Annotated in this window: 21 protein-coding genes; 12 read left to right on the forward strand and 9 right to left on the reverse strand. The window is 61.8% G+C overall.

From position 1 onward, the window contains the following. Nucleotides 1-12 precede the first annotated feature (12 nt). From AB4N33_RS23090 to AB4N33_RS23120, 7 genes are all read left to right on the forward strand, one after another. Nucleotides 13-2,268: a heavy metal translocating P-type ATPase gene (locus AB4N33_RS23090; protein ID WP_476458311.1), complete on the forward strand. Its 2,256-nt coding sequence runs from the start codon at nt 13-15 to the stop codon at nt 2,266-2,268. Between the two features lie 16 nt (nt 2,269-2,284). Then, complete coding sequence (locus AB4N33_RS23095) at nt 2,285-3,148, forward strand: LysR family transcriptional regulator (RefSeq protein WP_460140712.1); 864 nt, start codon at nt 2,285-2,287, stop codon at nt 3,146-3,148. Between the two features lie 222 nt (nt 3,149-3,370). Next, nucleotides 3,371-4,447, forward strand: coding sequence for a putative 2-aminoethylphosphonate ABC transporter ATP-binding protein (locus AB4N33_RS23100; protein WP_476458312.1), 1,077 nt, complete (start codon nt 3,371-3,373; stop codon nt 4,445-4,447). Next, the gene (locus AB4N33_RS23105) at nt 4,447-6,171 is read left to right on the forward strand and encodes a putative 2-aminoethylphosphonate ABC transporter permease subunit (RefSeq protein ID WP_476458313.1); all 1,725 of its coding nucleotides are present in this window, start codon (nt 4,447-4,449) and stop codon (nt 6,169-6,171) included. The genes AB4N33_RS23100 and AB4N33_RS23105 overlap by 1 nt, the downstream gene beginning before the upstream one ends. Before the next feature lie 40 nt (nt 6,172-6,211). After that, a complete protein-coding gene (locus AB4N33_RS23110) occupies nt 6,212-7,237 on the forward strand; it encodes a putative 2-aminoethylphosphonate ABC transporter substrate-binding protein (RefSeq protein ID WP_460140715.1) in 1,026 nt (341 codons plus the stop codon). A 157-nt stretch (nt 7,238-7,394) separates the two neighbouring features. Continuing rightward, nucleotides 7,395-8,528 carry a TIGR03364 family FAD-dependent oxidoreductase gene (locus tag AB4N33_RS23115; protein WP_476458314.1) on the forward strand — a complete coding sequence of 378 codons (1,134 nt, stop codon included), beginning with the start codon at nt 7,395-7,397 and terminating at the stop codon, nt 8,526-8,528. Continuing rightward, entirely contained in the window at nt 8,528-9,088 is a 561-nt protein-coding gene (locus AB4N33_RS23120) for a phosphonate degradation HD-domain oxygenase (protein WP_460140717.1), read from the forward strand. Before AB4N33_RS23115 ends, AB4N33_RS23120 begins: the two co-directional genes overlap by 1 nt. Before the next feature lie 71 nt (nt 9,089-9,159). On the opposite strand, the gene AB4N33_RS23125 is transcribed toward AB4N33_RS23120, so the two are convergent. The 3 genes from AB4N33_RS23125 to AB4N33_RS23135 form a co-directional block, all read right to left on the reverse strand. After that, nucleotides 9,160-10,532 (reverse strand): IS3 family transposase gene (locus tag AB4N33_RS23125; RefSeq protein WP_476458315.1). Its coding sequence is split into 2 segments (ribosomal slippage): nt 9,160-10,056 and nt 10,059-10,532, totalling 1,371 coding nucleotides; the frame shifts between segments, so codons are not numbered across the junction. 103 nt (nt 10,533-10,635) lie between these two features. Next, nucleotides 10,636-12,012 (reverse strand): GTPase/DUF3482 domain-containing protein, encoded by a 1,377-nt coding sequence (locus tag AB4N33_RS23130; RefSeq protein ID WP_476458316.1) that lies wholly within the window; start codon nt 12,010-12,012, stop codon nt 10,636-10,638. Then, the gene (locus AB4N33_RS23135; RefSeq protein ID WP_476458317.1) at nt 12,005-13,375 is read right to left on the reverse strand and encodes a DUF2868 domain-containing protein; all 1,371 of its coding nucleotides are present in this window, start codon (nt 13,373-13,375) and stop codon (nt 12,005-12,007) included. The genes AB4N33_RS23130 and AB4N33_RS23135 overlap by 8 nt, the downstream gene beginning before the upstream one ends. An 85-nt stretch (nt 13,376-13,460) precedes the next feature. Here AB4N33_RS23135 and AB4N33_RS23140 point away from each other — a divergent pair, with 85 nt between their 5' ends. Beyond that, on the forward strand, nt 13,461-13,973 hold the full coding sequence (locus AB4N33_RS23140; RefSeq protein WP_476458318.1) for a dihydrofolate reductase: 513 nt from the start codon (nt 13,461-13,463) through the stop codon (nt 13,971-13,973). 66 nt (nt 13,974-14,039) lie between these two features. Here AB4N33_RS23140 and AB4N33_RS23145 read toward each other — a convergent pair whose 3' ends face one another. Beyond that, nucleotides 14,040-15,431 carry an L-cystine transporter gene (locus AB4N33_RS23145; RefSeq protein WP_476458319.1) on the reverse strand — a complete coding sequence of 464 codons (1,392 nt, stop codon included), beginning with the start codon at nt 15,429-15,431 and terminating at the stop codon, nt 14,040-14,042. Between the two features lie 239 nt (nt 15,432-15,670). On the opposite strand from AB4N33_RS23145, the gene AB4N33_RS23150 reads away from it, so the two are divergent. Further along, on the forward strand, nt 15,671-16,735 hold the full coding sequence (locus AB4N33_RS23150; protein ID WP_476458320.1) for an HAD family hydrolase: 1,065 nt from the start codon (nt 15,671-15,673) through the stop codon (nt 16,733-16,735). A gap of 104 nt (nt 16,736-16,839) precedes the next feature. Here AB4N33_RS23150 and ilvD read toward each other — a convergent pair whose 3' ends face one another. From ilvD to AB4N33_RS23165, 3 genes are all read right to left on the reverse strand, one after another. Next, nucleotides 16,840-18,681, reverse strand: coding sequence for a dihydroxy-acid dehydratase (gene ilvD / locus AB4N33_RS23155; protein ID WP_460119970.1), 1,842 nt, complete (start codon nt 18,679-18,681; stop codon nt 16,840-16,842). A 369-nt stretch (nt 18,682-19,050) separates the two neighbouring features. After that, nucleotides 19,051-19,509 (reverse strand): REP-associated tyrosine transposase, encoded by a 459-nt coding sequence (locus tag AB4N33_RS23160; protein WP_460140724.1) that lies wholly within the window; start codon nt 19,507-19,509, stop codon nt 19,051-19,053. 218 nt (nt 19,510-19,727) lie between these two features. Beyond that, a complete protein-coding gene (locus AB4N33_RS23165; RefSeq protein ID WP_460119974.1) occupies nt 19,728-20,924 on the reverse strand; it encodes a class I SAM-dependent rRNA methyltransferase in 1,197 nt (398 codons plus the stop codon). A gap of 206 nt (nt 20,925-21,130) precedes the next feature. Here AB4N33_RS23165 and AB4N33_RS23170 point away from each other — a divergent pair, with 206 nt between their 5' ends. The 3 genes from AB4N33_RS23170 to AB4N33_RS23180 are packed head-to-tail and all read left to right on the forward strand — an operon-like array spanning nt 21,131 to nt 23,181. Next, nucleotides 21,131-21,946 (forward strand): HDOD domain-containing protein, encoded by an 816-nt coding sequence (locus tag AB4N33_RS23170; protein WP_476458842.1) that lies wholly within the window; start codon nt 21,131-21,133, stop codon nt 21,944-21,946. A 44-nt stretch (nt 21,947-21,990) separates the two neighbouring features. Further along, complete coding sequence (gene mutM, locus AB4N33_RS23175) at nt 21,991-22,803, forward strand: bifunctional DNA-formamidopyrimidine glycosylase/DNA-(apurinic or apyrimidinic site) lyase (RefSeq protein WP_460119975.1); 813 nt, start codon at nt 21,991-21,993, stop codon at nt 22,801-22,803. 54 nt (nt 22,804-22,857) lie between these two features. Further along, complete coding sequence (locus tag AB4N33_RS23180; RefSeq protein ID WP_460140725.1) at nt 22,858-23,181, forward strand: multidrug transporter; 324 nt, start codon at nt 22,858-22,860, stop codon at nt 23,179-23,181. 131 nt (nt 23,182-23,312) lie between these two features. Here the strand turns inward: AB4N33_RS23180 and AB4N33_RS23185 are convergent, their stop codons facing one another. Beyond that, nucleotides 23,313-23,564 carry a YfhL family 4Fe-4S dicluster ferredoxin gene (locus tag AB4N33_RS23185; RefSeq protein WP_003195146.1) on the reverse strand — a complete coding sequence of 84 codons (252 nt, stop codon included), beginning with the start codon at nt 23,562-23,564 and terminating at the stop codon, nt 23,313-23,315. A 103-nt stretch (nt 23,565-23,667) separates the two neighbouring features. Then, nucleotides 23,668-24,147, reverse strand: a complete 480-nt coding sequence (coaD, locus tag AB4N33_RS23190; RefSeq protein WP_045059801.1) for a pantetheine-phosphate adenylyltransferase — start codon at nt 24,145-24,147, stop codon at nt 23,668-23,670. Between the last annotated feature and the right edge of the window lie 10 nt (nt 24,148-24,157).

The raw sequence follows: 24,157 nt of genomic DNA on the forward strand, positions 1-24,157 counted from the left end.
CGGACGCGAACAATGAGCGATTCCCGGCACACCCATACCCACGACGATGGGCACGGTCACAAGCTACAGCCTGTGCATAAACACAACCATGGTGGCCCTGGCGACTCCTGCTGCTCGCCAAAGGCGGCAGCACCGGCGCGAGTGCAACTGACCGAAGCCCCCAGTGCCAACGCCAAGCTCAGCAGCTTTCGCATCGAGGCCATGGACTGCCCGACCGAGCAGACGCTGATCCAAAACAAACTCGGCAAGCTGGCGGGCGTGCAGCAACTGGATTTCAACCTGATCAACCGTGTGTTGGGCGTGACCCACGACCTGCCGGGCACTGCGCCTATCGTCGAGGCGATCAAGTCCCTGGGCATGCACGCCGAGCCGTTGGAGCAGGGCGTCGAAACGCCGGCGCCAAGCGCTGAGAAAAAACCCTGGTGGCCGCTGGCACTGTCCGGCGTGACTGCGCTCGGTGCCGAAGTGGTGCATTTCACCAGTGCGGCGCCGGATTGGGTGGTGGCGATCATTGCGCTGATCTCGATCTTCAGTGGCGGCCTGGGCACCTACAAGAAGGGCTGGATCGCCCTGAAAAACCTCAACCTGAACATCAACGCGCTGATGAGTATCGCGGTGACTGGCGCGATTCTGATCGGCCAATGGCCGGAAGCGGCCATGGTGATGTTCCTGTTCACCGTCGCTGAGTTGATCGAGGCCCGGTCCCTGGACCGGGCTCGCAATGCCATCAGCGGCTTGATGCAGATGGCTCCGGACCGGGCGACGGTATTGCAGGCCGACGGCAGTTGGCTGGAGGAGGACGTCAAGACCCTCGCACTGGGCGCTCGGGTGCGCGTGCGGCCGGGCGAGCGTATCGGCCTGGACGGAGAGGTGGTGTCCGGCAGTTCGACCATCGATCAGGCGCCGATCACCGGCGAAAGCCTGCCGGTGGAGAAGACGGTGGGTGACAAGGTGTTCGCCGGCACCATCAATCAGGCCGGTTCACTGGAGTATGCGGTCACCGCCTTGGCCAGCCAATCGACCCTGGCGCGCATCATCCACGCCGTCGAGCAGGCACAAGGCGCGCGCGCGCCCACCCAGCGCTTCGTCGACCAGTTCTCGAAGATCTACACCCCGGCGGTGTTTGTCCTGGCGCTGGCTGTGGCAGTGATCCCGCCGCTGTTCATGGGCGCGGCGTGGTTCGACTGGATTTATCGGGCGTTGGTATTGCTGGTGGTTGCCTGTCCTTGTGCGCTGGTGATTTCCACGCCAGTGACCATCGTCAGCGGCCTCGCGGCGGCGGCGCGTAAAGGCATTCTCATCAAGGGTGGCGTCTACCTGGAAGGCGGACACAAGCTCGACTACCTGGCGCTGGACAAGACCGGCACCCTCACCCACGGTAAACCGGTGCAGACCGATTACCTGGCACTCGACCCTACGGCTGAAGCCTCGGCGCCGACGATTGCGGCGGCGCTGGCCGGACGCTCGGACCACCCGGTATCGCTGGCGATCGCCAATGCGGCTGTGGATAAAGGCCTGGCGCCCCAGGTTGTGGATAACTTCGAAGCGCTGGCCGGGCGTGGCGTGCGCGGCGAAATCAATGGTCAGGTCTACCACTTGGGCAACCATCGCCTCGTGGAAGAGTTGAACCTGTGCTCGCCCGCGCTGGAGGAAAAGCTGTTCGCGCTGGAGAAACAGGGCAAATCCGTGGTGCTGTTGCTTGACGCGTCCGGCCCACTGGCACTGTTTGCCGTGGCCGATACGGTGAAGGACTCGAGCCGCGAAGCGATCGAGCAACTGCATGAGCTGGGCATCAAAACCCTGATGCTGACCGGCGACAACGTCCACACTGCCCAGGCGATAGCCGCGCAGGTGGGCATCGATGAGGCCAAGGGCGATCTGCTGCCGACCGACAAGTTGCAAGCCATCGAGGCGCTGTACGCCAAGGGCCATCAGGTCGGCATGGTGGGTGACGGCATCAACGACGCCCCGGCGCTGGCGCGTGCACAGATCGGTTTCGCGATGGCGGCCGCCGGCACCGATACCGCGATCGAAACCGCCGATGTCGCGTTGATGGACGACGATTTACGCAAGATCCCGGCGTTCATCCGTCTTTCGCGGAACACGTCGAGCGTCCTCAAACAGAACATTGCCCTTGCACTGGTGATCAAGGCGATCTTTCTTGCGGTAACCTTCTTCGGGTTCGCCACCATGTGGATGGCGGTGTTCGCCGACATGGGCGTGAGCCTGCTGGTGGTGTTCAACGGTTTGCGCCTGTTGCGCAAGTAATGGATGAGGGGCGGCTGTGCTGAGTGCCGAGCTGAAGGCGTTTTACATGGTGGCCCGCCTGGGCAGCATCACCCTGGCAGCGAAAAAACTCGGGCTGAGCCAGCCCACGGTAACGACTCAGATTCGTCAGCTGGAAAGCCAGTACTCGGTGGAGTTGTTCTACCGGGGCGGGCGCCGCCTCAGCGTCAGCGATGACGGCGCGCGGCTGTTGCCGATGGTCAAGGTGCTTTTGCAGCAGGAAGCCGACATCGAATTTTTCCTGCGCAACAGTGGCCAGGTCCAGGGCACCTTGCGCATTGCGGCGACGGCGCCGTATTACATCCTCGACCTGGTGAAGACCTTTCGCGAGCGCCTGCCCCAGGTCGAGGTCTCGGTGGAAATCGGCAATTCCCAACAGGTGCTCGAAGCGCTTGAGGAGTACCGGGTGGATGTCGCCGCGTCTTCCCAGTTGCTCGAGGATGCGCGGCTGATTCGCCGGGTGCTCGGTAGCGATCCGCTGGTGCTGGCGGTGCATCGCAGTCACCCGTTGGCGGTGCACGATCATGTGCCGCTCAGTGCGCTGGCCGGGCATACGTTGCTGATGCGCGAGGCGGGCTCGACGACCCGTCGCCTGACCGAAGAGTTGCTGGCCGGTGCCGGCGTGGATTTCGGCCCGCTGCTGGAGATTGGCAGCCGCGAGTCGATTCGTGAGGCGGTGTTGCGCAATATCGGCATCAGCATCATTGCTCGCCAGGAAGTGCCCCATGATCCGCAGTTGCGGGTGCTGACGCTCGAAAATGCTCCGCAGATTCCCGAGTACCTGTATTGCCTCAAGGAGCGCAAGGGCGCGCGGTTGCCAGCGGCTTTTCTGGGGGTGGCGCAGGAGATGGCGCCGGTTTGAGATCTTCGGCGCCTGTGCCGGCCCCATCGCGGGTAAGCCCGCTCCCACACGTTGGATTTGTGGTGTTTGAACGGCCCCTGTGGGAGCGGGCTTGCCCGCGATGGGGCCAGAACAGTCAACCCAAATCCGCGAATATCACTATCAGCGGTTTTTGCCTCACTGCCACATGACGGTCTCATTACAACTCTAGGATGGTTCTCATCTGCCAGATGAGGCCTGTCCATGAACCACTCGATCACAACTGCCCTGACCACTCCCGGCGCACCGATGAAAGTACGGGGCGTGCAGAAACGCTTCGGCGCATTTACCGCGTTGGATAACGTCTCGCTGGACGTGGCAGCCGGTGAGCTGGTGTGTTTGCTGGGCCCGTCGGGTTGCGGCAAGACCACTTTGCTGCGCTGCATCGCCGGTCTGGAGAAGCAGGACGACGGTGAGTTGTTCCTCGGTGCTCGCAACGTTTCGGACCTGCCGCCCCAGGCCCGGGACTACGGCATTCTGTTTCAGTCCTACGCGCTGTTTCCCAATCTCACCGTGGAAGCGAACATTGCCTACGGGCTCGCCGGCAGTAGCCGGGAGGAAACGCGCCAGCGTGTCGGCCAGATGCTGGAGCTGGTGGGCCTGATCGGCAGTGAAAAAAAGTACCCCGGCCAGTTGTCTGGCGGCCAGCAGCAGCGGGTGGCTCTGGCCCGCGCCCTGGCGCCGTCACCTTCATTGTTGCTGCTGGATGAGCCGATGTCGGCGCTCGATGCGCGGGTTCGTGAGCACCTGTGCACCGAGCTGCGCCAATTGCAGCGCAGCCTCGGCATCACCACCCTGATGGTCACGCACAACCAGGACGAGGCCATGTTGATGGCCGACCGCATCGCCGTGATGAACAACGGCAAGGTCGAGCAGTACGCCACGCCCCAGGAAATCTACGATCGCCCCGCCACGCCCTTCGTCGCGGAATTCGTTGGCCAGGGCAATTGGCTGCCATTCCATCGCAGCAGCGACAGCCACGCCCGGGTCGGCGGGTTGAACATGCGCTTGCAGGATGGCAGCGCGAAAACCGCCTCCGGCCGACTGTTCTGCCGTCCGGAAGCGATCAGCATCAACCCGGTGGTGCACGAAGAAAACCTGTTTCCCGCTCGGGTTCGCGAGATCACCTTTCTCGGCAACCGATGCCGCATGAGCTTCGAGCTCGATCAACTGCCCGGCCATGCGCTCCTGGCGGAACTGGCACCAGAAGCCATGCCGCGCCTGGGTGCCCAGCAGATCATGGTCGCGCTGCCACCCCGCAGTCTGCAGGTGTTTGCCTGATGAGTGCCAACGTCGCGCTGCCGATGCCGCGCAAGCGGGTTCGGCAAGCTTCCCGTGCCGAGATCGGCGACCGGCTGTTTGTCGTCGGTGGCAAGGTCTTGTTGCTGGTGCTGCTGACCCTGGCAGTGTTGATGCCGCTGCTGGCGATCTTCTGGCGCGGTTTCAGCTCGCAGGCCGGGCAGGGCGGAGGCCTGGCGGCGGCCAGCGAGTTGCTGGGCAGCGCCAATTTCCACTGGCTGCTGGGCAACAGCCTGAAGGTCTCCCTCAGCGTCGCGGCCATCGTCGTACCGCTGGCCTATCTTTTTGCCTACGCCCTGCAGCGCACGATGATTCCCGGCAAAGGCCTTTGGCGTGGCATCTCGTTGCTGCCATTGATGGCGCCTTCGATGCTGCCGGGTATCGCGCTGGTCTACCTGTTCGGCAATCAGGGCATGCTGCGCGGTTTGCTCTCGGACAACATCTACGGTTTCTGGGGCATCGTGGTGGGCGAGGTCATCTACACCTTCCCACACGCCTTGATGATTTTGCTGTCGGCGCTGTCGCTGGCTGATGCGCGTCTGTTCGATGCCGCCTCGAGCATGGGCGCCAGCCCCGCCAAAGCGTTTCGCAGCATCACTTGGCCGGCCACGCGTCAGGCCGTGTTCGCCGCGTTCTGTCTGGTGTTCACCCTGACCATCACCGACTTCGGCGTGCCCGTGGTGGTCGGTGGCGACTATCAGGTGCTGGCGCTGGAGGCCTACAAGGCGGTGGTCGGGCAGCAGCAGTTCGGTCGGGGCGCGTTGATCGGCATGGTCCTGCTGTTACCGGCGCTGTTCAGCTTTGGCGTCGATGCCTGGTTGCGTCGCCGTCACGGCGATTCCATGAGCGGTCGGGCGCAGGTATTCAAACCGGCGCCTTCGAAAGGTCGGGATGGTTGTTACCTGGCCATCGTGGTGTTGATCTGCGCAGCGCTGTTGCTGGTGTTCGGCATGGCGGTGTTCTCATCCCTGGTGAAGTTCTGGCCGTACAACCTGTCGCTGTCGCTCAACCATTACCAGTTCAACGACACGGCGGGCGGAGGCTGGCTCGCCTACGGCAACAGCGTGAAGATGGCCCTGTATTCAGCATTGATCGGCAGTGTGCTGATCTTCACTGGCGCTTACCTGATGGAAAAAACCAAAGGCCAACGCGGCCTGAACCTGGCCCTGCGCCTGCTCAGCTTCGTGCCGATGGCGGTGCCGGGGCTGGTGCTGGGCCTGGGTTATGTTTTCTTTTTCAACATACCAGGCAACCCGCTGCATGTGCTCTACGCAACGATGGCCCTGCTGGTGATCTGCACCATTGCTCATTATTTGACCACCGCGCAAATGACCGCGACCACCGCGCTACGCCAGCTCGACGCCGAGTTCGAAGCCGCCGCGCTGTCGCTCAAGGCGCCGCTGTACCGGCATTACCTGCGGGTCACTGTGCCGATCTGTCTGCCGGCGATTCTGGACATCGTGCGCTACCTGTTCGTCTCAGCCATGACCACCGTTTCGGCGGCGATCTTCCTTTACAGCCCCGACACCATCCTTGCGGGGGTGGCAGTGCTGAACATGGATGACGCCGGCAACGTCGGCGGCGCGGCGGCGATGTCGACCCTGATTCTGTTCACCTCGGCCAGCGTGTCGCTGCTGCTGGCCGGTGCTTCGCGCGGCTTGCTGCGCCGCTCCCAGGCCTGGCGGCAGATCGCGCCCGGTCATTGACTCGCCCCAACCGTCCTCAACTCAAAAACAGGAAAAGATCATGTTCAAGCCCATGGCCCTGGCCGCCGCTGTCCTCACCGCTTTCAGCCTGAACGCCTTTGCTGCGACCACCGAGTTGACGGTGTACACCGCCCTCGAAGCCGAACAACTGAAGACCTACAAACAAGCCTTCGAAAAGGCCAACCCGGACGTGGAGATCAAGTGGGTACGCGATTCCACCGGCATCATCACCGCCAAGCTGCTGGCCGAAAAAGCCCGTCCGCAAGCGGATGCCGTGTGGGGCCTCGCCGCATCCAGCCTGGCGATCCTCGACCAACAGGGCATGCTGCAAAGCTACGCGCCGAAGGATCTGGGCAAGATCGGCGGCAACTACCGCGACGCCGCCAACCCTCCGGCCTGGGTCGGCATGGATGTCTGGGCCGCGACCATCTGCTTCAACACCGTCGAAGCCGAGAAGCAGGGCCTGACCAAACCGGTGAGCTGGCAAGACCTGACCAAGCCGGAGTACAAGGGCAAAATCGTCATGCCGAACCCGGCATCGTCCGGCACCGGTTTCCTAGACGTCAGCGCCTGGTTGCAGACTTTCGGCGAGAAGCAGGGCTGGCAGTACATGGACGACCTGCACCAGAACATCGGCCAGTACGTTCATTCCGGCTCCAAGCCGTGCAAGCTGGCGGCGGCCGGTGAATTCCCGATAGGCATTTCCTTTGAATACCCGGCCGTCCAACTCAAGCGCCAGGGCGCGCCGCTGGACATCATCCTGCCGAAGGAAGGCCTGGGCTGGGAGATCGAGGCGACTGCGGTGATCAAGGGCACGCCACATGAAGAGGCGGCGAAGAAGCTCGCAGACTTCTCGGCCAGCCCTGAGGCGATGGAACTCTATAAAGAGAACTTCGCCGTGCTCGCCCAGCCAGGCATCGCCAAGCCGCAAACCGAACTGCCGGCCGATTACGAGCAGCGCCTGATCAAGAACGACTTTGCCTGGGCCTCGAAGAACCGCGACGAGATCCTGACCGAGTGGCGCAAGCGCTATGACGGCAAGTCCGAGAAAGTGGCGGCCAAGTAAATCTTCATCGGCTGAGAGGGCCTCATCGCGGGCAAGTCGAGTCGTCGCACCGCCGCTCCCACAGGGGGCGGTGGTGTTCACAAATTTTGTGTTCACTGGCCCCCCTGTGGGAGCTGGCTTGCCAGCGATAGCGGTCTTGAATTCAGAGAAAAACCCAATGACACACCACAACGACCTGCTGATCGTCGGCGCCGGCATCCTCGGCCTGTCCCACGCCTACGCCGCCGCCCGGCGTGGCCTCAAGGTTCGTGTTTTCGAACGCAGCGCCACGCCGCTCGGCGCCTCGGTGCGCAACTTCGGCCAGGCGCTGGTTACGGGCCAGCCACCGGGAACGATGCTCGAACTGGCCAAGGCCAGCCGCGACATCTGGGGCCAGTGGGCGCAGCTCGCCGGCCTGCAACTCAAGCGCAACGGCTCGTACCTGTTCGCCCGCACCGAAGCCGAAGAGCACTTGCTTGAAGCCTTCTGCGCCGGTCGTGCCTTGGAACACGATTACCGCGTCGAGCTGCTGCGCGGCGCTGCCCTGCGCGATCTGTACGGTGGGCATTTCAGCCATCATCGCGCCGCGTTGCACGGCCTGGATGACCAGCAACTGTATTCGCGCGAAGCCCTGCCGGCGTTGATCGAGTACCTGCGTCGCGAACTGAATGTTGAATTTCACTTCTCAACCCTGGTGCGCGATGTCGAGCCGGGCCGCCTGCACAGCACCGCGGGCAGCTTTAGCGCGGGCCAGATCATCGTCTGCTCCGGTCACGATTATCAGACCCTGCTGGCCGAGCCGATCGCCCAACTCGAGCCGCAGATCTGCCGCCTGCAAATGCTGCGCGCCTGCCCGCAGGCCAATCTCAACCTGCAGCACGCAGTGCTCACCGGTTTGAGCTGCGTGCACTACGGTGCGTTCGCCGATCTGCCAGAAGCTCGCGCGATACAGGCGCAGATTCTGCGGGACGAGCCGCATCTGCATGAAAACGGCATTCACTTGCTGATCAGCCCGACACCTTATGGCGAACTGATCATCGGCGATTCCCACCACTACGGCAGCGACGCCTCGCCGTTCAATGCCGAGCAGGTGGACGACTGGATGATCGAATTGGCCGAGCAGACGCTGCGCTGCAAGGTGCAGGTGGTTGAGCGCTGGCAAGGTGTCTACGGTTCGCGCGGACCGGGGCCGTTCTCGTTCTTGCGCCCGGCCGAGGGTTTGAGCGTTTCGCTGATGCACACCGGCGTCGGCATGAGCGTCGGGCCGGCGATGGCCGAACGCAATGTTGCAACCTTGTTGGGAGAGTGTTGATGGACCGGCAAGCCCAAGTTATCGCCGAGGTGTTCGGGTTGTACGAGCGCTTCGGCGACCACGATTACATCGGCGAGCCCGTGTCGCAGATCGAGCACATGTCCCAGGCCGCCGAACTGGCCATCGCTGAAGGCTTCGACGATGAAGTGGTGCTGGCGGCGTTCTTTCATGACATCGGCCACATTTGCGCCGAGAGTGCGCCAAACATGGGCGGTTTTGGCGTCGTCAGCCATGAACGCCTGGGGGCTGAATATCTGCGGCGTGCCGGTTTCAGCGAGCGCCTGACACGGCTGGTGGAGTACCACGTGCAGGCCAAGCGTTATCTGACACTGAAAGAGCCTGGGTACTACGAGCGTCTGAGCGAAGCGAGCCGACGAACTCTGGAGTACCAGGGTGGGGTGATGAGTGCTGAAGAAGCGGACGCTTTCGAGCAGGACCCGCTCTGTGCGGTGAGTTTGCGCATGCGTCAGTGGGATGAGATGGCCAAGCAGCTATGGGTGCCGGTGATGGATCTAGGGGTGTTGAAGGGGATGGCGGCCAGGGTTTTGGCCAGGTCGTAGACCGAGTCGCCTTCATCGCGAGCAAGCTCGCTCCTACAGGGGGGTGGACTGACCCCAAAATGTTGGACGGTCTATTGCCACATGCCCACGGACTGAGTCCTGTATTCCACAGGGCTCAATCCTCCGAGCTTCGATTTAATCCGGTCATGATTGTAGTAACGGATGTACTCGTCCAGTCCCGAATTCAACTCCTCCAAGCTTTCAAAATGCTTGAGGTAAAAAAACTCGGATTTAAGGGTGCCGAAGAAGCTCTCCATCGCCGCATTGTCGAGGCAGTTACCCTTGCGCGACATGCTCTGTTTTATGCCTCGACTCTTCAGCGCGTTCTGATAGCGAGGTTGTTGATACTGCCAGCCCTGGTCGGAGTGAAGCAGCAGATGAGCTGAGTCCCCTAAGCCCCCAAAAGCCTTATCCAGCATGCCTGTCACCAGCGCGAAACAGGGGCGCAGGGACGTTTCGTAGGCAATGATTTCACCGTTATACAAATCCATTACTGGCGACAGGTAGAGCTTTTTTGAGTCAACTTTGAATTCAGTGACATCAGTTACCCACTTCTGGTTTGGGCGTTGCGCGACGAAGTTACGCTCCAGCAAATTCTCCGCTATCTTCCCTCGCTGACCTTTGTAAGAACGGTACTTTTTGGGGCGTACCAGTGACTTGAGACCCAGGCGATCCATGAGGCGCTGAATCAGTTTTTCGCTGACTGCTTCTTTTTTTTGAAGCGCCATCGCGATGCGGCGATAGCCGAACCGCCCTTCGTGTTCGTCGTAGAGTCCTTGGATTCTCGCTATCAACGATGCGTGTTTGTCGGGTTTCTGCAGAGCGCTGACCTGGTAATAGAACGTGCTGCGGGCCAGGTTGGCCAGCTTGAGCAAGCTATCCAGAGGAAATCGTGCCCTCAAGGCCATTACGGTGAGCGTTTTTTCCCGCGTTGAGGGCTCGTGCTCGAAACCTCCCTGACCTCTTCGAGCTTTTTTAGGTAGGCGTTCTCCATGCGCAGGTGTTCGAGTTCGGCTTGGAGTTGCTCTCGAGTTTTCGAATTGTCGTCCGTGGACTGGGATTGATCAGGGGCAGGCGTTTTCGGGGGCATGGCGACAGCCTTTTTTCTCTTGGGCGCAATCAGGGCAGGAAGACTGCCACTGTAGTACTGACGCTCCCAAATGCCCACCTGCGAAGATTGGCCAAGTCCAAAACGGGCGGCGACCTCTCTAAGTGAAAGTTGCTCCTTTCGCATGCATTGGACGACTGATCGCTTGAATTCGGCGCTGTAATGACGGCGATTGGACTGAAAGCCTGCATGGCCCCGAGCCCGGTAGGTGGCGACCCATCGCCGCAGCAGGCTGCAGTCGATTGAGAAACGGTGAGCGACCTTGCGCAAGCCATCATGGCCATTGATATAGGACTCGACGGCCTCTAATTTGAACTGAAGCGAAAACTTCCCCATGGGGACACCTCCAAAGATCAGGATTGGTGTCCAACTTTTAGGGTGCAGTCCAGGGTGTGGGAGCGGGCTTGCTCGCGATGAGGCCGGCACTCACACCGCAAAACTAAAGCTGCCCAGCCAACCCCTCAATCGCCTCCTGCCGCTCCGCCTGGCTCAACCTCGCCTGCGGATTCAAGGAAGACCACTGCCGGTGTGCCCGCGCCTTGTTCAGCGCCTCGGGCAACTTGCCCTCGCGCCAGGTCTTGTCCTGCGGCGTGGCCACCTGAATGCTGTCCAGCGCGGCATGCCCTCGGGCGTTGAGCGCTTGCAGCAGCTGCCGTTGGCGCAAGGCCAACAGGCGCAGCACACTGTCATCCACAGTCAGCTCACGTTGGCCCTTGATCTTGCCCAGCAAGCGGCTGCCATAACTGCGCGCGGTTTGCAGGGCTCCGCCGGCAATGGCGCCGGCCAGGGCGGCGGCGCCCAAGGTAATGCCGCCCACCAGCAGATCCACGCCAGCCCCGGCCGCCGCGCCGGCGGCGATGCCACCGCCGACTCGCACGCCGAGTTGCTTGAGGGTTTCGGGGTTGAACAGATCGTCGCCCCAGCGACCGTCCAGCAGCGGCAGATCACTGGCCGCAGCGTCCTGTGGACGAAACGCATAGAGCTGGAGAAGGGCTTCGACGCAGCGTTGTTCCCGTTGCCGCACTGACTTGCGCAGTTCGCCGATCGCTTGCTGTTCCTGCTGCGCATCGCTGGCCACGCTGCGTCGGCAGGCTGCGCAGTCGATTAACAATTCGGCGATCAAACGCGCCGCACTCTCCTGCCGAGCCAGACGCTGGGCCTGTTGATCGGCGATCAGGCGCTCCAGTGGCTCACGGGCGTTTTCCAACAGCAACGCCAGACTCTCATAAAGCCGCCGTTCTCCATCTTCCGGCGGTGCCACGCTGTCGAACCGGACCAGGGCATGCAGGCCCAGACGCGCCAGCGCTTCGCGCCAATCCGGTTCGCGGTGGTTGGCGCTACTGACGAAGTTCAGCACCGGCAGCAACGGTTTTCCGCAACTGGCCAGCACCTCCAGCTCGTCGCGGTATTTGGCCAACACCGGTTCACGGGCGTCGATGACATAAAGGCCGGCATCGCAAGTGAGCAGTTGGCGCAGCACTTTGGCTTCCTGCTCAAAGCGCTGGCGTGCTTCGCTGCCGTCGAGAAAACGCGCCAGGCGTGCCGGGCCGTCGAGGCGTTCGCCCGGTCGCTCCAGGCGTTCGAGGTAATCGAGCAGGGCGATGGCGTCTTCCAGGCCGGGCGTGTCGAACAGGTCGAGCAACGGCTCGCCGTCCACCGACAGACGTGCGCCCTCCACGTGGCGTGTGGTACTGGGGCGATGGGACACTTCGCCAAAACCGACATCCCGGGTGAGGGTGCGCAGCAACGAGGTCTTACCGACATTGGTGTGGCCGACCACGGCAAGCTTCAAGGGTGGTTTCCAGGCGTTAGTCATGACCAGTCTCCAGCCAATTCAGCGGCGCACAATCGGCGTACGGCAGCTCCAACTGAGCCAGTGCCACATGCCAGTCACCCAGGCGCTCGGCATCCAGTGCTTCACCAGGCGGGGCTTGCAACAACCAGACCCGCGTGGCGCTGGCGTTACGTGCCAGCTCGGCGATCAGCGCCAGGCTGCCGCGATCCGGTGAGCGGCGCGGGTCGCAGGCGATGGCCAGGCGCGCCGGCGGGAAGCGGCTGAGCTGTTCCAGGAGTTTGTGTCGCGATTCACGACTGTCGAGGATGCCCGCGTCACTCACGGTTTTCGGCAGGAGTGGCGGCCAGGGCCGCTGGTCATCGAGCTCGATGGCGACCAGCAGTGCGCCATCGCTTTGCAGTTCGCTGACGGTACTCTCCACGCGATGCAGTTGCTCGGGGGCGGCGTCGTTGATGCCCAGTCGTTCGCTGGTGGGCATGAGGCGTTCGCGCAGTTGCGCGTAGCCCGGCAGGTTCAGGTCGAGCGTCAGGCTGGCGCGCCCGCGTTTCCAGCGCCACAGGCACAACAGTGCCAGCAGCAGGCGCGGCAGCACGCCGTAGACCACCAACACGCCCACCAGCCAGGTGGCCCAGGCCTGACGGGCGCTTTCGATATTCAGTGCGGCATCGCCACTGGCGCGAATCATCTCCACCGTGGGCACGTTGAAGCCGATCAGCGCGGGCAGGGCGCCCAGCGCCTGGGTCATGGCAACGAAGGTGTCGGCGCCCAGCAGAGTGGTTTCCCAGACGAAGCCGTAGCGCCGGGTCGCCATCAGCGTCAGCAGAATGACCAGGGCGCTGAGCATCGCCAGCCACCACAAACCGTTGACCAGCACACCGAGCGCCCAGCGATTGAGTTTCTGCCGTTGCAGCAGCAACAGCAGGGCGGGCGCCAGCTGCGCAGCCTTGGCGTCGCGGGCGAGTTTTTCGCTGAGCCACAACCACAGTCGCCCCAACGTGGCGCCGTGTTCGCCGGCGAACACCAGGCCCAGGGCCCAGCTCAGCAGCAGAATCAGGTTGAGCCCCAGCAAGCTGCCCAGGGCCCAGAACACATTCACCGGTGTTTGCCCGTTGCCCAGCGCAGCAAAGGCCAGTCCGGCGCCGCTGATCGCCGCGAGTACGGCAAGTACCAGCACCGCCAGGCGCGCGCCTTGCAGCCAGTGGCGCAGCGCATCCGCCAGACCGTCGCGCTCGGCCAGCCACAGGGCGCGGCGGACAATCCGCGTCGGCAGGTCGCCGCCGGCACTGCGGGCGACTCGGTTGGCTTCCCCATCGTCCAGGGGGCCGGCGTGCTCTTCACGCAGGCGGATGGTTTCGGTCAGCCAGAGGTTGTTCAGTTCAGTCACGCGCCATCCCGTCGCTCCATTGAGCTGTGAGCATAACCGCTGTGGCGCTTATCGGGGTACGGGAGGCTCTGGTATCCTCGCCGGCATGACTAAATCACTCCCCCTCAGCCTGATTGCAGCCCTCGGTGAAAACCGAGTGATCGGCGTCGACAACAGCATGCCCTGGCACTTGCCGGGGGATTTCAAATATTTCAAGGCCACCACCCTGGGCAAGCCGATCATCATGGGCCGCAAGACCTGGGATTCCCTCGGCCGTCCGCTGCCGGGGCGCTTGAACATCGTGGTCAGCCGCCAGGCGGGCCTGGTGCTGGAAGGCGCCGAGGTTTACCCGTCGCTGGAAGCCGCGGTCGTGCGCGCCGAAGCGTGGGCGAAAGAGCAGGGCGTCGATGAGCTGATGCTGATTGGCGGGGCGCAGTTGTACGCGCAAGGCCTGGCTCAGGCGGATCGTTTGTACCTGACCCGAGTGGCACTGAGCCCGGAAGGGGATGCGTGGTTTCCGGAGTTTGATGCGAAGGAGTGGCAGCTGGTTTCCAATGTTGAAAACCCGGCGGTGGATGACAAACCGGCCTACAACTTCGAGGTTTGGGAGAAGGCCTGAGAACTCGCTCCCACAATGAGTCCACCGGGACCCTGTGGGAGCGAGCCTGCTCGCAAGATTTTTGTGTCAGGCGTGAGCCAACGCCGAATGTTCATCCGCCTCAAGCAGCGCCTTATCCGTCTGCTGCATCATCTGGCTGGTAATCGCACCGGCCGTGATCGAACCACTCACGTTCAGCGCCGTACGCCCCATATCGATCAGCGGCTCGACTGAAATCAGCAGCGCTACCAGTGACACCGGCAAGCCCATCGCCGGCAACACGATCAATGCAGCGAACGTCGCGCCGCCACCCACGCCCGCCACACCGGCAGAACTCAGGGTGACGATGGCCACCAGCGTGGCAATCCACAATGGGTCCAGCGGGTTGATGCCCACGGTCGGCGCCACCATGACGGCAAGCATTGCCGGATACAGGCCGGCACAGCCGTTCTGGCCGATGGTCGCGCCGAACGAGGCGGCGAAACTGGCTACCGACTGCGGAATGCCCAGGCGGCTGGTCTGCGCTTCGATGCTCAGCGGGATGGTTGCCGCGCTGGAGCGGCTGGTGAACGCGAACGTCAGCACCGGCCAGATCTTGCGGAAGAAACGCAGCGGGTTGATCCCCGCCGCTGACACCAGCACGCCGTGGACCACAAACATCAGGCCCAGGCCGATGTAGGAGACCACCACAAAACTGCCAAGCTTGATGATGTCTTGCAGATTGGAGCCAGCCACCACTTTGGTCATGAGCGCCAGCACGCCGTAAGGCGTCAGCTTCATCACCAGACGCACCAGGCGCATCACCCAGGCTTGCAGGGTGTCGATGGCGTTGATCACTTTCTGACCTTTTTCGGCGTCATCCTTGAGTAGTTGCAGCGCGGCGACACCCAGGAACGCGGCGAAGATCACCACGCTGATGATCGACGTCGGCTTGGCCCGAGCGAGGTCTGCGAACGGGTTCTGCGGGATGAACGACAGCAGCAGTTGCGGCACATTCAGGTCGGCGACCTTGCCGGCGTAGTCGTTTTGAATGGTTTGCAGGCGAGCCATTTCCTGGGTGCCGGCCACCAGGCCTTCGGCGGTGAGGCCGAACAGGTTGGTCAGGCCGATGCCGATCAGCGCCGCGATGGCGGTGGTGAACAGCAGGGTGCCGATGGTCAGGAAGCTGATCTTGCCCAGCGACGAGGCGTTGTGCAGACGGGCCACCGCGCTGAGGATCGAAGCGAACACCAGCGGGATCACGATCATTTGCAGCAACTGCACGTAGCCGCTGCCCACCAGGTCGAACCAACCGATCGAGGCTTTCAGCACCGGGTTGCCGGCGCCATAAACGGTATGCAATGCGATGCCGTACGCCACGCCGAGCGCCAGCGCGAGCAGGACCTTTTTCGCCAGGCTCCATGTCGTGTGACGGGTTTGCGCCAGGCCCAGGAGCAGGGCGAGGAACACCAACAGATTGAGAATCAGCGGCAGATTCATAAGCACTCCGAAGTGACTTGTGCCAGCCGCCTTCCGGGCAGCCGCAAACCGGAAAGCCTAACAGCTTGATTTGCAATGAATTAATACCGAAAAAGACTGATCACTGTCGTTTTTGGAATAAGCGGATGTCGCTGTCGGTGATGCAGCTGACGCGGAAGGGACGCGTACGGTCGCTGACAGACGAGGGCTGTCACACTTATTTGTTAGCGTCGATGTTTTCCACACAGGGAGCGATGTCGATGAAGCTAGCACCGAAATTTCTCGCCGCATTGGGCTTGAGTCTGAGTTTGGGCCTTGCCGGCCAGGCACTCGCCACGGATCTGAAACACTGGCCCGCCGATCAGGCCAAGGCACTGGACGCGATGATCGCGGCGAATGCCAACAAGGGTAACTACGCGGTGTTCGACATGGACAACACCAGCTACCGGTATGACCTCGAAGAGTCGTTGCTGCCCTTCATGGAAAACAAGGGCCTGATTACCCGCGAAAAACTCGACCCCTCCCTGAAACTGATCCCGTTCAAGGACACGGCCGACCACAAGGAAAGCCTGTTCAGCTACTACTATCGCCTCTGCGAACTCGACGACATGGTGTGCTACCCCTGGGTCGCCCAAGTGTTTTCCGGCTTCACGCTGCAGGAGCTCAAGGGCTATGTCGACGAGCTGATGGCGTCCGGCAAACCGGTTCCGGCCACTTATTACGAAGGCGACGTGGTCAAGAAACTCGACGTCAACCCGCCGAAAATCTTCACCGGCCAGCAAGAGCTGTACAACAAGCTGATGGAGAACGGCATCGAGGTCTATGTGATGACCGCCGCCTCCGAAGAGCTGGTGCGCATGGTCGCCTCCGATCCGAAGTACGGCTATAACGTCAAGCCACAGAACGTGATCGGCGTGTCGCTGCTGCTCAAGGATCGCAACACCGGCGAGCTGACCACCGCGCGCAAACAGGTGACCGCCGGCAAGTATGACGAAAAGGCCAACCTCGGCCTGGAGCTGACCCCGTACCTCTGGACTCCGGCGACCTGGATGGCCGGTAAACACGCGGCGATCCTCACCTACATCGACGAGTGGAAAAAACCGGTTCTGGTCGGTGGTGACACTCCAACCAGCGATGGCTACATGCTGTTCCACGATGTCGACGTGGCCAAGGGCGGCATCCACCTGTGGATCAACCGCAAGGACAAATACATGACCCAGCTCAACGGCATGATGGCCAAACACGCTGCGGCACAGGCCAAGGAAGGACTGCCGGTGACGGCGGACAAGAACTGGGTGATCGTCAAGCCTGAGGAGATTCAGTAAGAGAAGCAGTTGCAAGTTTTAAGCTGCAAGCTACAAGCTACAAGCTCGAACTTGCAGCTTGCAGCTTGCAGCTTGCAGCTTGCAGCTTGCAGCTTGCGCAGCGCCTACAGCCCGTCAAGCATCGCCTTGTTACGCACAGCACCCTTGTCGGCGCTGGTTGCCAACAGGGCGTAGGCCTTCAGCGCGGTGGTCACTTTACGTGGACGCACTTCGACTGGCTTCCAGCCTTTCTTGTCCTGCTCGACTCGGCGCGCGGCCAGTTCTTCATCGCTGATCAACAGGTTGATCGAGCGGTTTGGAATGTCGATCAGTACCTTGTCGCCGTCCTGAACCAGGCCAATCGCACCGCCGGCAGCCGCTTCCGGCGAAGCGTGACCGATGGACAGGCCCGAGGTGCCGCCGGAGAAACGGCCATCGGTGAGCAGGGCGCAGGCTTTGCCCAGGCCCTTGGATTTCAGGTAGGAGGTCGGGTAGAGCATTTCCTGCATGCCCGGGCCGCCTTTCGGACCTTCGTAGCGAATGATGACGATGTCGCCTTCCTTCACTTCATCGGCGAGGATGCCGCGCACGGCGCTGTCCTGGCTTTCGAAGATCTTGGCGTTGCCTTCGAACACGTGGATCGATTCGTCGACACCGGCGGTTTTCACCACGCAGCCATCAAGGGCGATGTTGCCGTAGAGCACGGCCAGGCCGCCTTCTTTCGAGTAGGCGTGTTCGAAACTGCGGATGCAGCCGTTTTCACGGTCGTCGTCCAGGGTTTCCCAACGGGTCGACTGGCTGAACGCGGTCTGTGTCGGGATGCCTGCCGGGCCGGCCTTGAAGAAGTGATGCACAGCTTCGTCATCGGTCTGGGTGATGTCCCACTTGGCGATGGCTTCTTCCATGCTGCGGCTGTGCACGGTGGGCAGGTCGGTGTGCAGCAGACCGCCACGGGCCAGGGAGCCCAGAATGCTGAAGATGCCGCCGGCACGGTGCACGTCTTCCATGTGGTACTTCTGGATGTTCGGTGCGACCTTGCACAATTGCGGCACCACACGCGACAGGCGATCGATGTCGCGCAGGTCGAAGGCGATCTCGGCTTCCTGGGCCGCGGCCAGCAGGTGCAGGATGGTGTTGGTCGAACCGCCCATGGCGATGTCGAGCATCATGGCGTTTTCGAACGCCTTGAAGTTGGCGATGTTGCGCGGCAGCACCGACTCATCGTTCTCGCCGTAGTAGCGTTTGCACAGCTCGACGATGGTGCGGCCTGCCTGCAGGAACAGCTGCTCGCGGTCGCTGTGGGTGGCCAGGGTCGAACCGTTGCCCGGCAGGGCCAGGCCCAGGGCTTCGGTCAGGCAGTTCATCGAGTTGGCGGTGAACATGCCGGAGCACGAACCGCAGGTCGGGCAGGCGCTGCGCTCGTACTCGGCAACCTTCTCGTCAGAAGCGCTGGAGTCGGCGGCGATGACCATGGCGTCGACCAGGTCCAGGCCATGGCTGGCCAGTTTGGTCTTGCCGGCTTCCATCGGGCCGCCGGACACGAAGATCACCGGGATGTTCAGGCGCAGGGCGGCCATCAGCATGCCGGGGGTGATCTTGTCGCAGTTGGAGATGCAGACGATGGCGTCGGCGCAGTGGGCGTTGACCATGTACTCCACGGAGTCGGCGATGATCTCGCGGCTCGGCAGCGAATACAGCATGCCGTCGTGGCCCATGGCGATACCATCATCCACGGCGATGGTGTTGAATTCCTTGGCGACACCGCCGGCACGTTCGATCTCGCGGGCGACCAGCTGGCCCAGGTCCTTGAGGTGGACGTGGCCCGGTACGAACTGGGTGAACGAGTTGGCAATGGCGATGATCGGCTTCTTGAAGTCGTCATCCTTCATCCCCGTGGCGCGCCACAAGGCACGAGCGCCGGCCATGTTGCGGCCATGGGTGGATGTTTTCGAGCGGTAATCAGGCATGAAGCACTCCGGGCGGCTAATCAGGTATCAAAAGGGAAGTGAGCCTCTGTTGACGCCTGGAACACCTGGAAATGGCCGTGTGTCCGGACGCTGCCGATAACTTTGCGGGATCGCCGCGCGCTTCAGCTTGAGCTCATAAACCCGCCGGGGGATGAATGGCGATGAATGTTCGCGATTCTACACGGCTGGCGGCTGGAGGGAATGGGTGGGCGTGTTGGCGAGACGTGTGGAGGTGCCTCGTATCTGTAGGAGCGAGCATGTCGAGGCGTCGAACCGTCGCGATGGACGTTAACGAAAACGTTGGGCATCTGACACCCCGCGTCATCGTTGAAGACCATCGCGAGCGTGCTCGCTCCTACAGAGTTAAAATCAGAGCCAGATGGCATCCCACAATGGGTAGTCGCCAATTTTATCGACCAGCTCCGCACGTAATGGATTGGCGATCACGTAACGAGCGGCAGCCTTCAGATCCTCCTCCCAGCGCAGGGCCCGGTCAAAATAGCCTTTTTGCCAAACGGGCGTTGGTCCTTCCCGATCGAGGTTGATGGCCCGAGCGCTTCGGGCCTTGGTGGCCTGGACCAATTTCGGCAAATCCCCATTGTGCAGCTCAACCAGCCAATGAAAGTGATCTGGCATCACCACCCAGGCGATGGAGGTGGCTTTGCCGGTTTCCTGAGCCCTTCTGAACTCACGCACAAGCAGACGACCCACACGCCAATCCGCGAAGAATGGCCTTCGTTCGTGAGTCACAGCGGTAAGCAGATAGATCCGGCCGTGTTCTGAATGCCGCCCATAACGCAGTCGTTGCCCATGTGGCGAACTGGACATTCCGTTGTCCTCTTCCATGATTGAAAGAGAAAACGGTAGCCGCCCCAAACAGAACCGATTGCACAAAAGCACATCAGGATGTGTAACCCCGCCATCCCTGTAGGAGCGAGCATGCTCGCGATGGTGGACCGGGCACCGCGGGGTGTCAGGTGGCCAGCGTCATCGTTGACGTCCATCGCGAGCATGCTCGCTCCTACAGGGGCAGGGGTTAGCGGGTGTCAGCTATTAGGCAGCAACCGGCAAGTAATGCTCTTGATGTAGCGCGTCTCGGCGATTGCCGGGTGGACCGGGTGGTCCGGGCCCTGGCCGCCGCGTTCGAGCATCTGGATGTTGCGGTCCAGGTGGCGGGCGCTGGTGAGCAGGATGTTTTGCAGGTCGTCTTCGGGCAGGTGCATCGAGCAGGAGGCGCTGACGAGGATGCCGTCCTTGGTCAGCAGGCGCATGGCTTGCTCGTTCAGGCGACGGTAGGCGCCTTCGCCGTTTTTCATGTCTTTCTTGCGCTTGATGAACGCCGGTGGGTCGGCGACGATCACGTCGAAGCGTTCTTCGCTGGCCTTGAGTTCCTTGAGGGCTTCGAAGACGTCGCCTTCGAGGCAGGTCATCTTGTCAGCGAAGCCGTTCAGCGCGGCGTTGCGCTCGACGCCATCGAGGGCGAAGGCGGAGGCGTCGACGCAAAACACTTCACTGGCACCGAACGCCGCTGCTTGCACGCCCCAGCCGCCGATGTAGCTGTACAGGTCCAGGACGCGCTTGCCTTTGGCATAGGGCGCCAGGCGTGCGCGGTTCATGCGGTGGTCGTAGAACCAGCCGGTTTTCTGACCCTGGATCACGGGCGCTTCGAACTTCACGCCGTTCTCTTCCAGCGCGACCCACTCCGGCACCACGCCGAACACGGTATCGACGTAACGCTCCAGGCCTTCGGCGTCGCGGGCTGCCGAGTCATTCTTGAACAGAATGCCACTAGGCTTGAGCACTTGGGTGAGCGCGGCGATCACGTCATCTTTATGCGCTTCCATGGTCGCCGAAGCGATCTGCACCACCAGGATGTCGCCAAAACGGTCGACCACCAGGCCCGGCAGCAGGTCGGAATCCCCGTAGACCAAGCGGTAGAACGGCTTGTCGAAGAGGCGATCGCGCAAGGACAGGGCCACGTTGAGGCGATGCACCAGCAGCGATTTATCGAGCGGCAGCTTGATGTCGCGGGACAGTACGCGCGCGCAGATCAGGTTGTTCGGGCTCATGGCGACGATGCCCAGCGGCTTGCCGCCGGCGGCTTCGAGAATCGCCTGGTCACCGGCCTTGAAGCCGTGCAACGGCGTGGCGGCTACATCGATTTCGTTGCTGTAGACCCACAGGTGGCCGTTTCGCAGGCGACGGTCGGCATTGGCTTTGAGGCGCAGGCTAGGCAGGGACATGTCGTCGCTCCGGAAAAAGAGCGGGAGTATAACGTGTTGAGGCCCGGCCGGGTTCGGCGCTGGACATGTGGTGAAGCCGTTGGCTTGAGATTTGATATGTCGGATCCAGGATTTAGAAGCTAGAATCGGCGTCTCTCCAAGAGTGTGTACTAATGTCCCAAGAACTGACTTCCGAACAGATCCAACAGTCCCTGCAAGGCATCAGCGTGCCAGCCCAGCCGCAGATCATGGTGGATCTGCAGATGGAGCAGTACATGCCCGACCCGGACCTCGAGGTGATCGCCAAGCTGATTTCCCAGGACCCGGGCCTCTCCGGTTCCCTGTTGAAAATAGTCAACTCGCCGTATTACGGCTTGAGCAACAAGATCGCCTCGATCCAGCGTGCGGTGAATCTGCTGGGCAGCCGCTCGATCATCAACCTGATCAACGCGCAGTCGATCAAGGGCGAAATGAACGATGACACCATCGTCACCCTCAACCGTTTCTGGGACACCGCACAGGATGTGGCGATGACTTGCCTGACCCTGGCCAAGCGCATCGGCGTCGAGGCGGGTGATGAGGCCTACGCGCTAGGTCTGTTTCACGACTGCGGCATACCGCTGATGCTGCAGCGCTTCCCCAATTACATGACGGTCCTGGAAGACGCCTACGCCAGCGCGAGTGCTGATTGCCGGGTGGTGGATACCGAGAACCGGGTATTCAATACCAACCATGCCGTAGTCGGTTATTACACGGCGAAATCCTGGCGCCTGCCGGAGCACGTCAGCACCGCCATCGCCAATCATCACAATGCGCTGGCCATCTTTCGCGACGAGTCGGCGCGCAACAGCCAGCTGAAAAACCTGCTGGCGATCCTGAAGATGGCCGAGCACATCTGTGCGTCCTACCGGGTGCTGGGTAACCAGGCCGAAGACCATGAATGGAACTGCATCGCGCCGTTGGTGCTCGATTACGTGGGGCTTTCGGACTATGACTTCGAAACCCTCAAACAAACGATTCGCGATCTCGGCACCCACCATTGAGTGCTTTGAGCTTGTGATTCGAGCGCACCTGATTCGAGAGCATCATGCCTGAACTGCCGGAAGTCGAAACCACTCGCCGCGGGATTGCGCCCCACCTGGAAGGCCAACGCGTCAGCCGGGTGATCGTGCGTGACCGACGCCTGCGCTGGCCCATCCCCGAAGACCTCGATGTACGGTTGTCGGGCCAGCGTATCGTGCTGGTCGAGCGGCGCGCCAAGTACCTGTTGATCAACGCCGAAGTGGGTACGCTGATCAGTCACCTGGGCATGTCGGGCAACTTGCGTCTGGTGGAGGTGGGCATGCCGGCCGCCAAACATGAACATGTGGATATCGAGCTGGAGTCAGGCCTGGCCCTGCGCTACACCGACCCGCGCCGCTTTGGCGCGATGCTCTGGAGCCTCGATCCGCTCAACCACGAATTGCTGATTCGCCTGGGACCGGAGCCGCTGACCGATCTGTTCGACGGCGAGCGCCTGTTCCAGCAGTCCCGTGGACGCTCGATGGCTGTCAAACCGTTCATCATGGACAACGCGGTGGTGGTCGGTGTCGGCAACATCTACGCCACCGAGGCGTTGTTTGCGGCCGGTATCGACCCGCGCCGTGCGGCCGGGGGCATTTCCCGGGCGCGCTACCTGAAGCTGGCCATCGAGATCAAACGTATCCTGGCCATGGCCATCGAACGAGGCGGCACCACATTGCGCGACTTCATTGGCGGCGATGGCCAGCCCGGGTATTTCCAACAGGAATTGTTCGTTTATGGCCGTGGTGGCGAGGCATGCAAGGTCTGTGGAACAGAGCTGCGAGACGTCAAGCTCGGGCAGCGCGCCAGCGTGTTTTGTCCGCGCTGTCAGAGCTGATAAATCCTACGGTCTATAGTCAGTGTTCTCACTGCCAAGTCGAAGGACCGTGCCATGAACCTGTTTCGAACCCTTGCCGTTGTCGTGATGTTGAGCGTCGGTATTCCGGCGTTGGCGTCCAGCACCGGCAGCGGCGACCCGCGCTATACCATCCAGAATCCCCCTGCGTACGCCATGCTTGGCGACCTGCTGATTGCCCGGCCGTTGCTGATTGCGGCTACCGTGATCGGTGCGGGGGCGTTCGTGGTGTCGTTGCCATTCACTGCGTTGGGCGGCAACGTCGGCGATGCGGGACAGGCGCTGGTGGTCGACCCAGGCAAGGCGGCGTTCGTGCGGTGCCTGGGGTGCATTGGGGAGGGGTTTGAGCAGCGGGAGTGAGTCGCAAGTATCTTTGGTGGGGCTGATGGCCCTATCGCGAGCAATCGAGCGTCGACCGGATCCTCCTACAGGGGGCATTGGTGATCCTGTAGGAGCAGCCGGTCGACGCTCGATTGCCCGCGATGGCGTACTTAAGCCTTCCCGGTAATCTTGCGGTACTTCTCCATCAACTGCTCTTCAGTCTCCGGATGTGCTTCGTCCAGCGGAATGCAATCCACCGGGCACACCTGTTGGCACTGGGGTTCGTCGTAGTGGCCGACACACTGGGTACACAGGTTCGGGTCGATCACGTAGATCTCTTCGCCTTGTGAAATGGCGGCGTTCGGGCACTCGGGTTCGCAGACGTCGCAGTTGATGCAATCGTCGGTGATGATCAGGGACATGCTAACTCCAGCCGGGGCGGACAACCCCGGCGCTATAAACCAATGGGCGTAATTGTGCCGCATTGGCGCTGCCGGAGCCAGCCTGACTCCGGCAAGTGCGGGCTTACTTCTTGAAGCGTTCGGTCAGGGCATCCGCCACGGCAGGGTGGACGAACTTGGTGATATCGCCGCCCAGGGCCGCAATTTCACGGACCAGGGTCGAGGAAATGAACGAATAACGCTCGGACGGGGTGAGAAACAGGCTCTCTACATCCGGCGCCAGCTGACGGTTCATGTTGGCCAGTTGGAATTCGTATTCAAAGTCTGACACCGCTCGCAGGCCACGGAGGAACACATTGGCGTTCTTCTCCTTGGCGAAATGCGCCAGCAGCGTCGAAAACCCGACGACTTCAACGTTGGGCAGATGTTTAGTGACCTCGCGGGCCAGCTCCACACGCTGTTCCAGGGGAAACAACGGGTTTTTCTTCGGGCTGGCGGCGACGGCGATGATCACATGATCGAACAGGCGCGAGGCGCGTTCGACCAGATCGCCATGGCCCTTGGTAATAGGGTCGAAGGTACCTGGGTACAACACTCGGTTCATCGCGTCGTCC

The sequence above is a fragment of the Pseudomonas sp. S1_E05 genome (assembly GCF_056337105.1).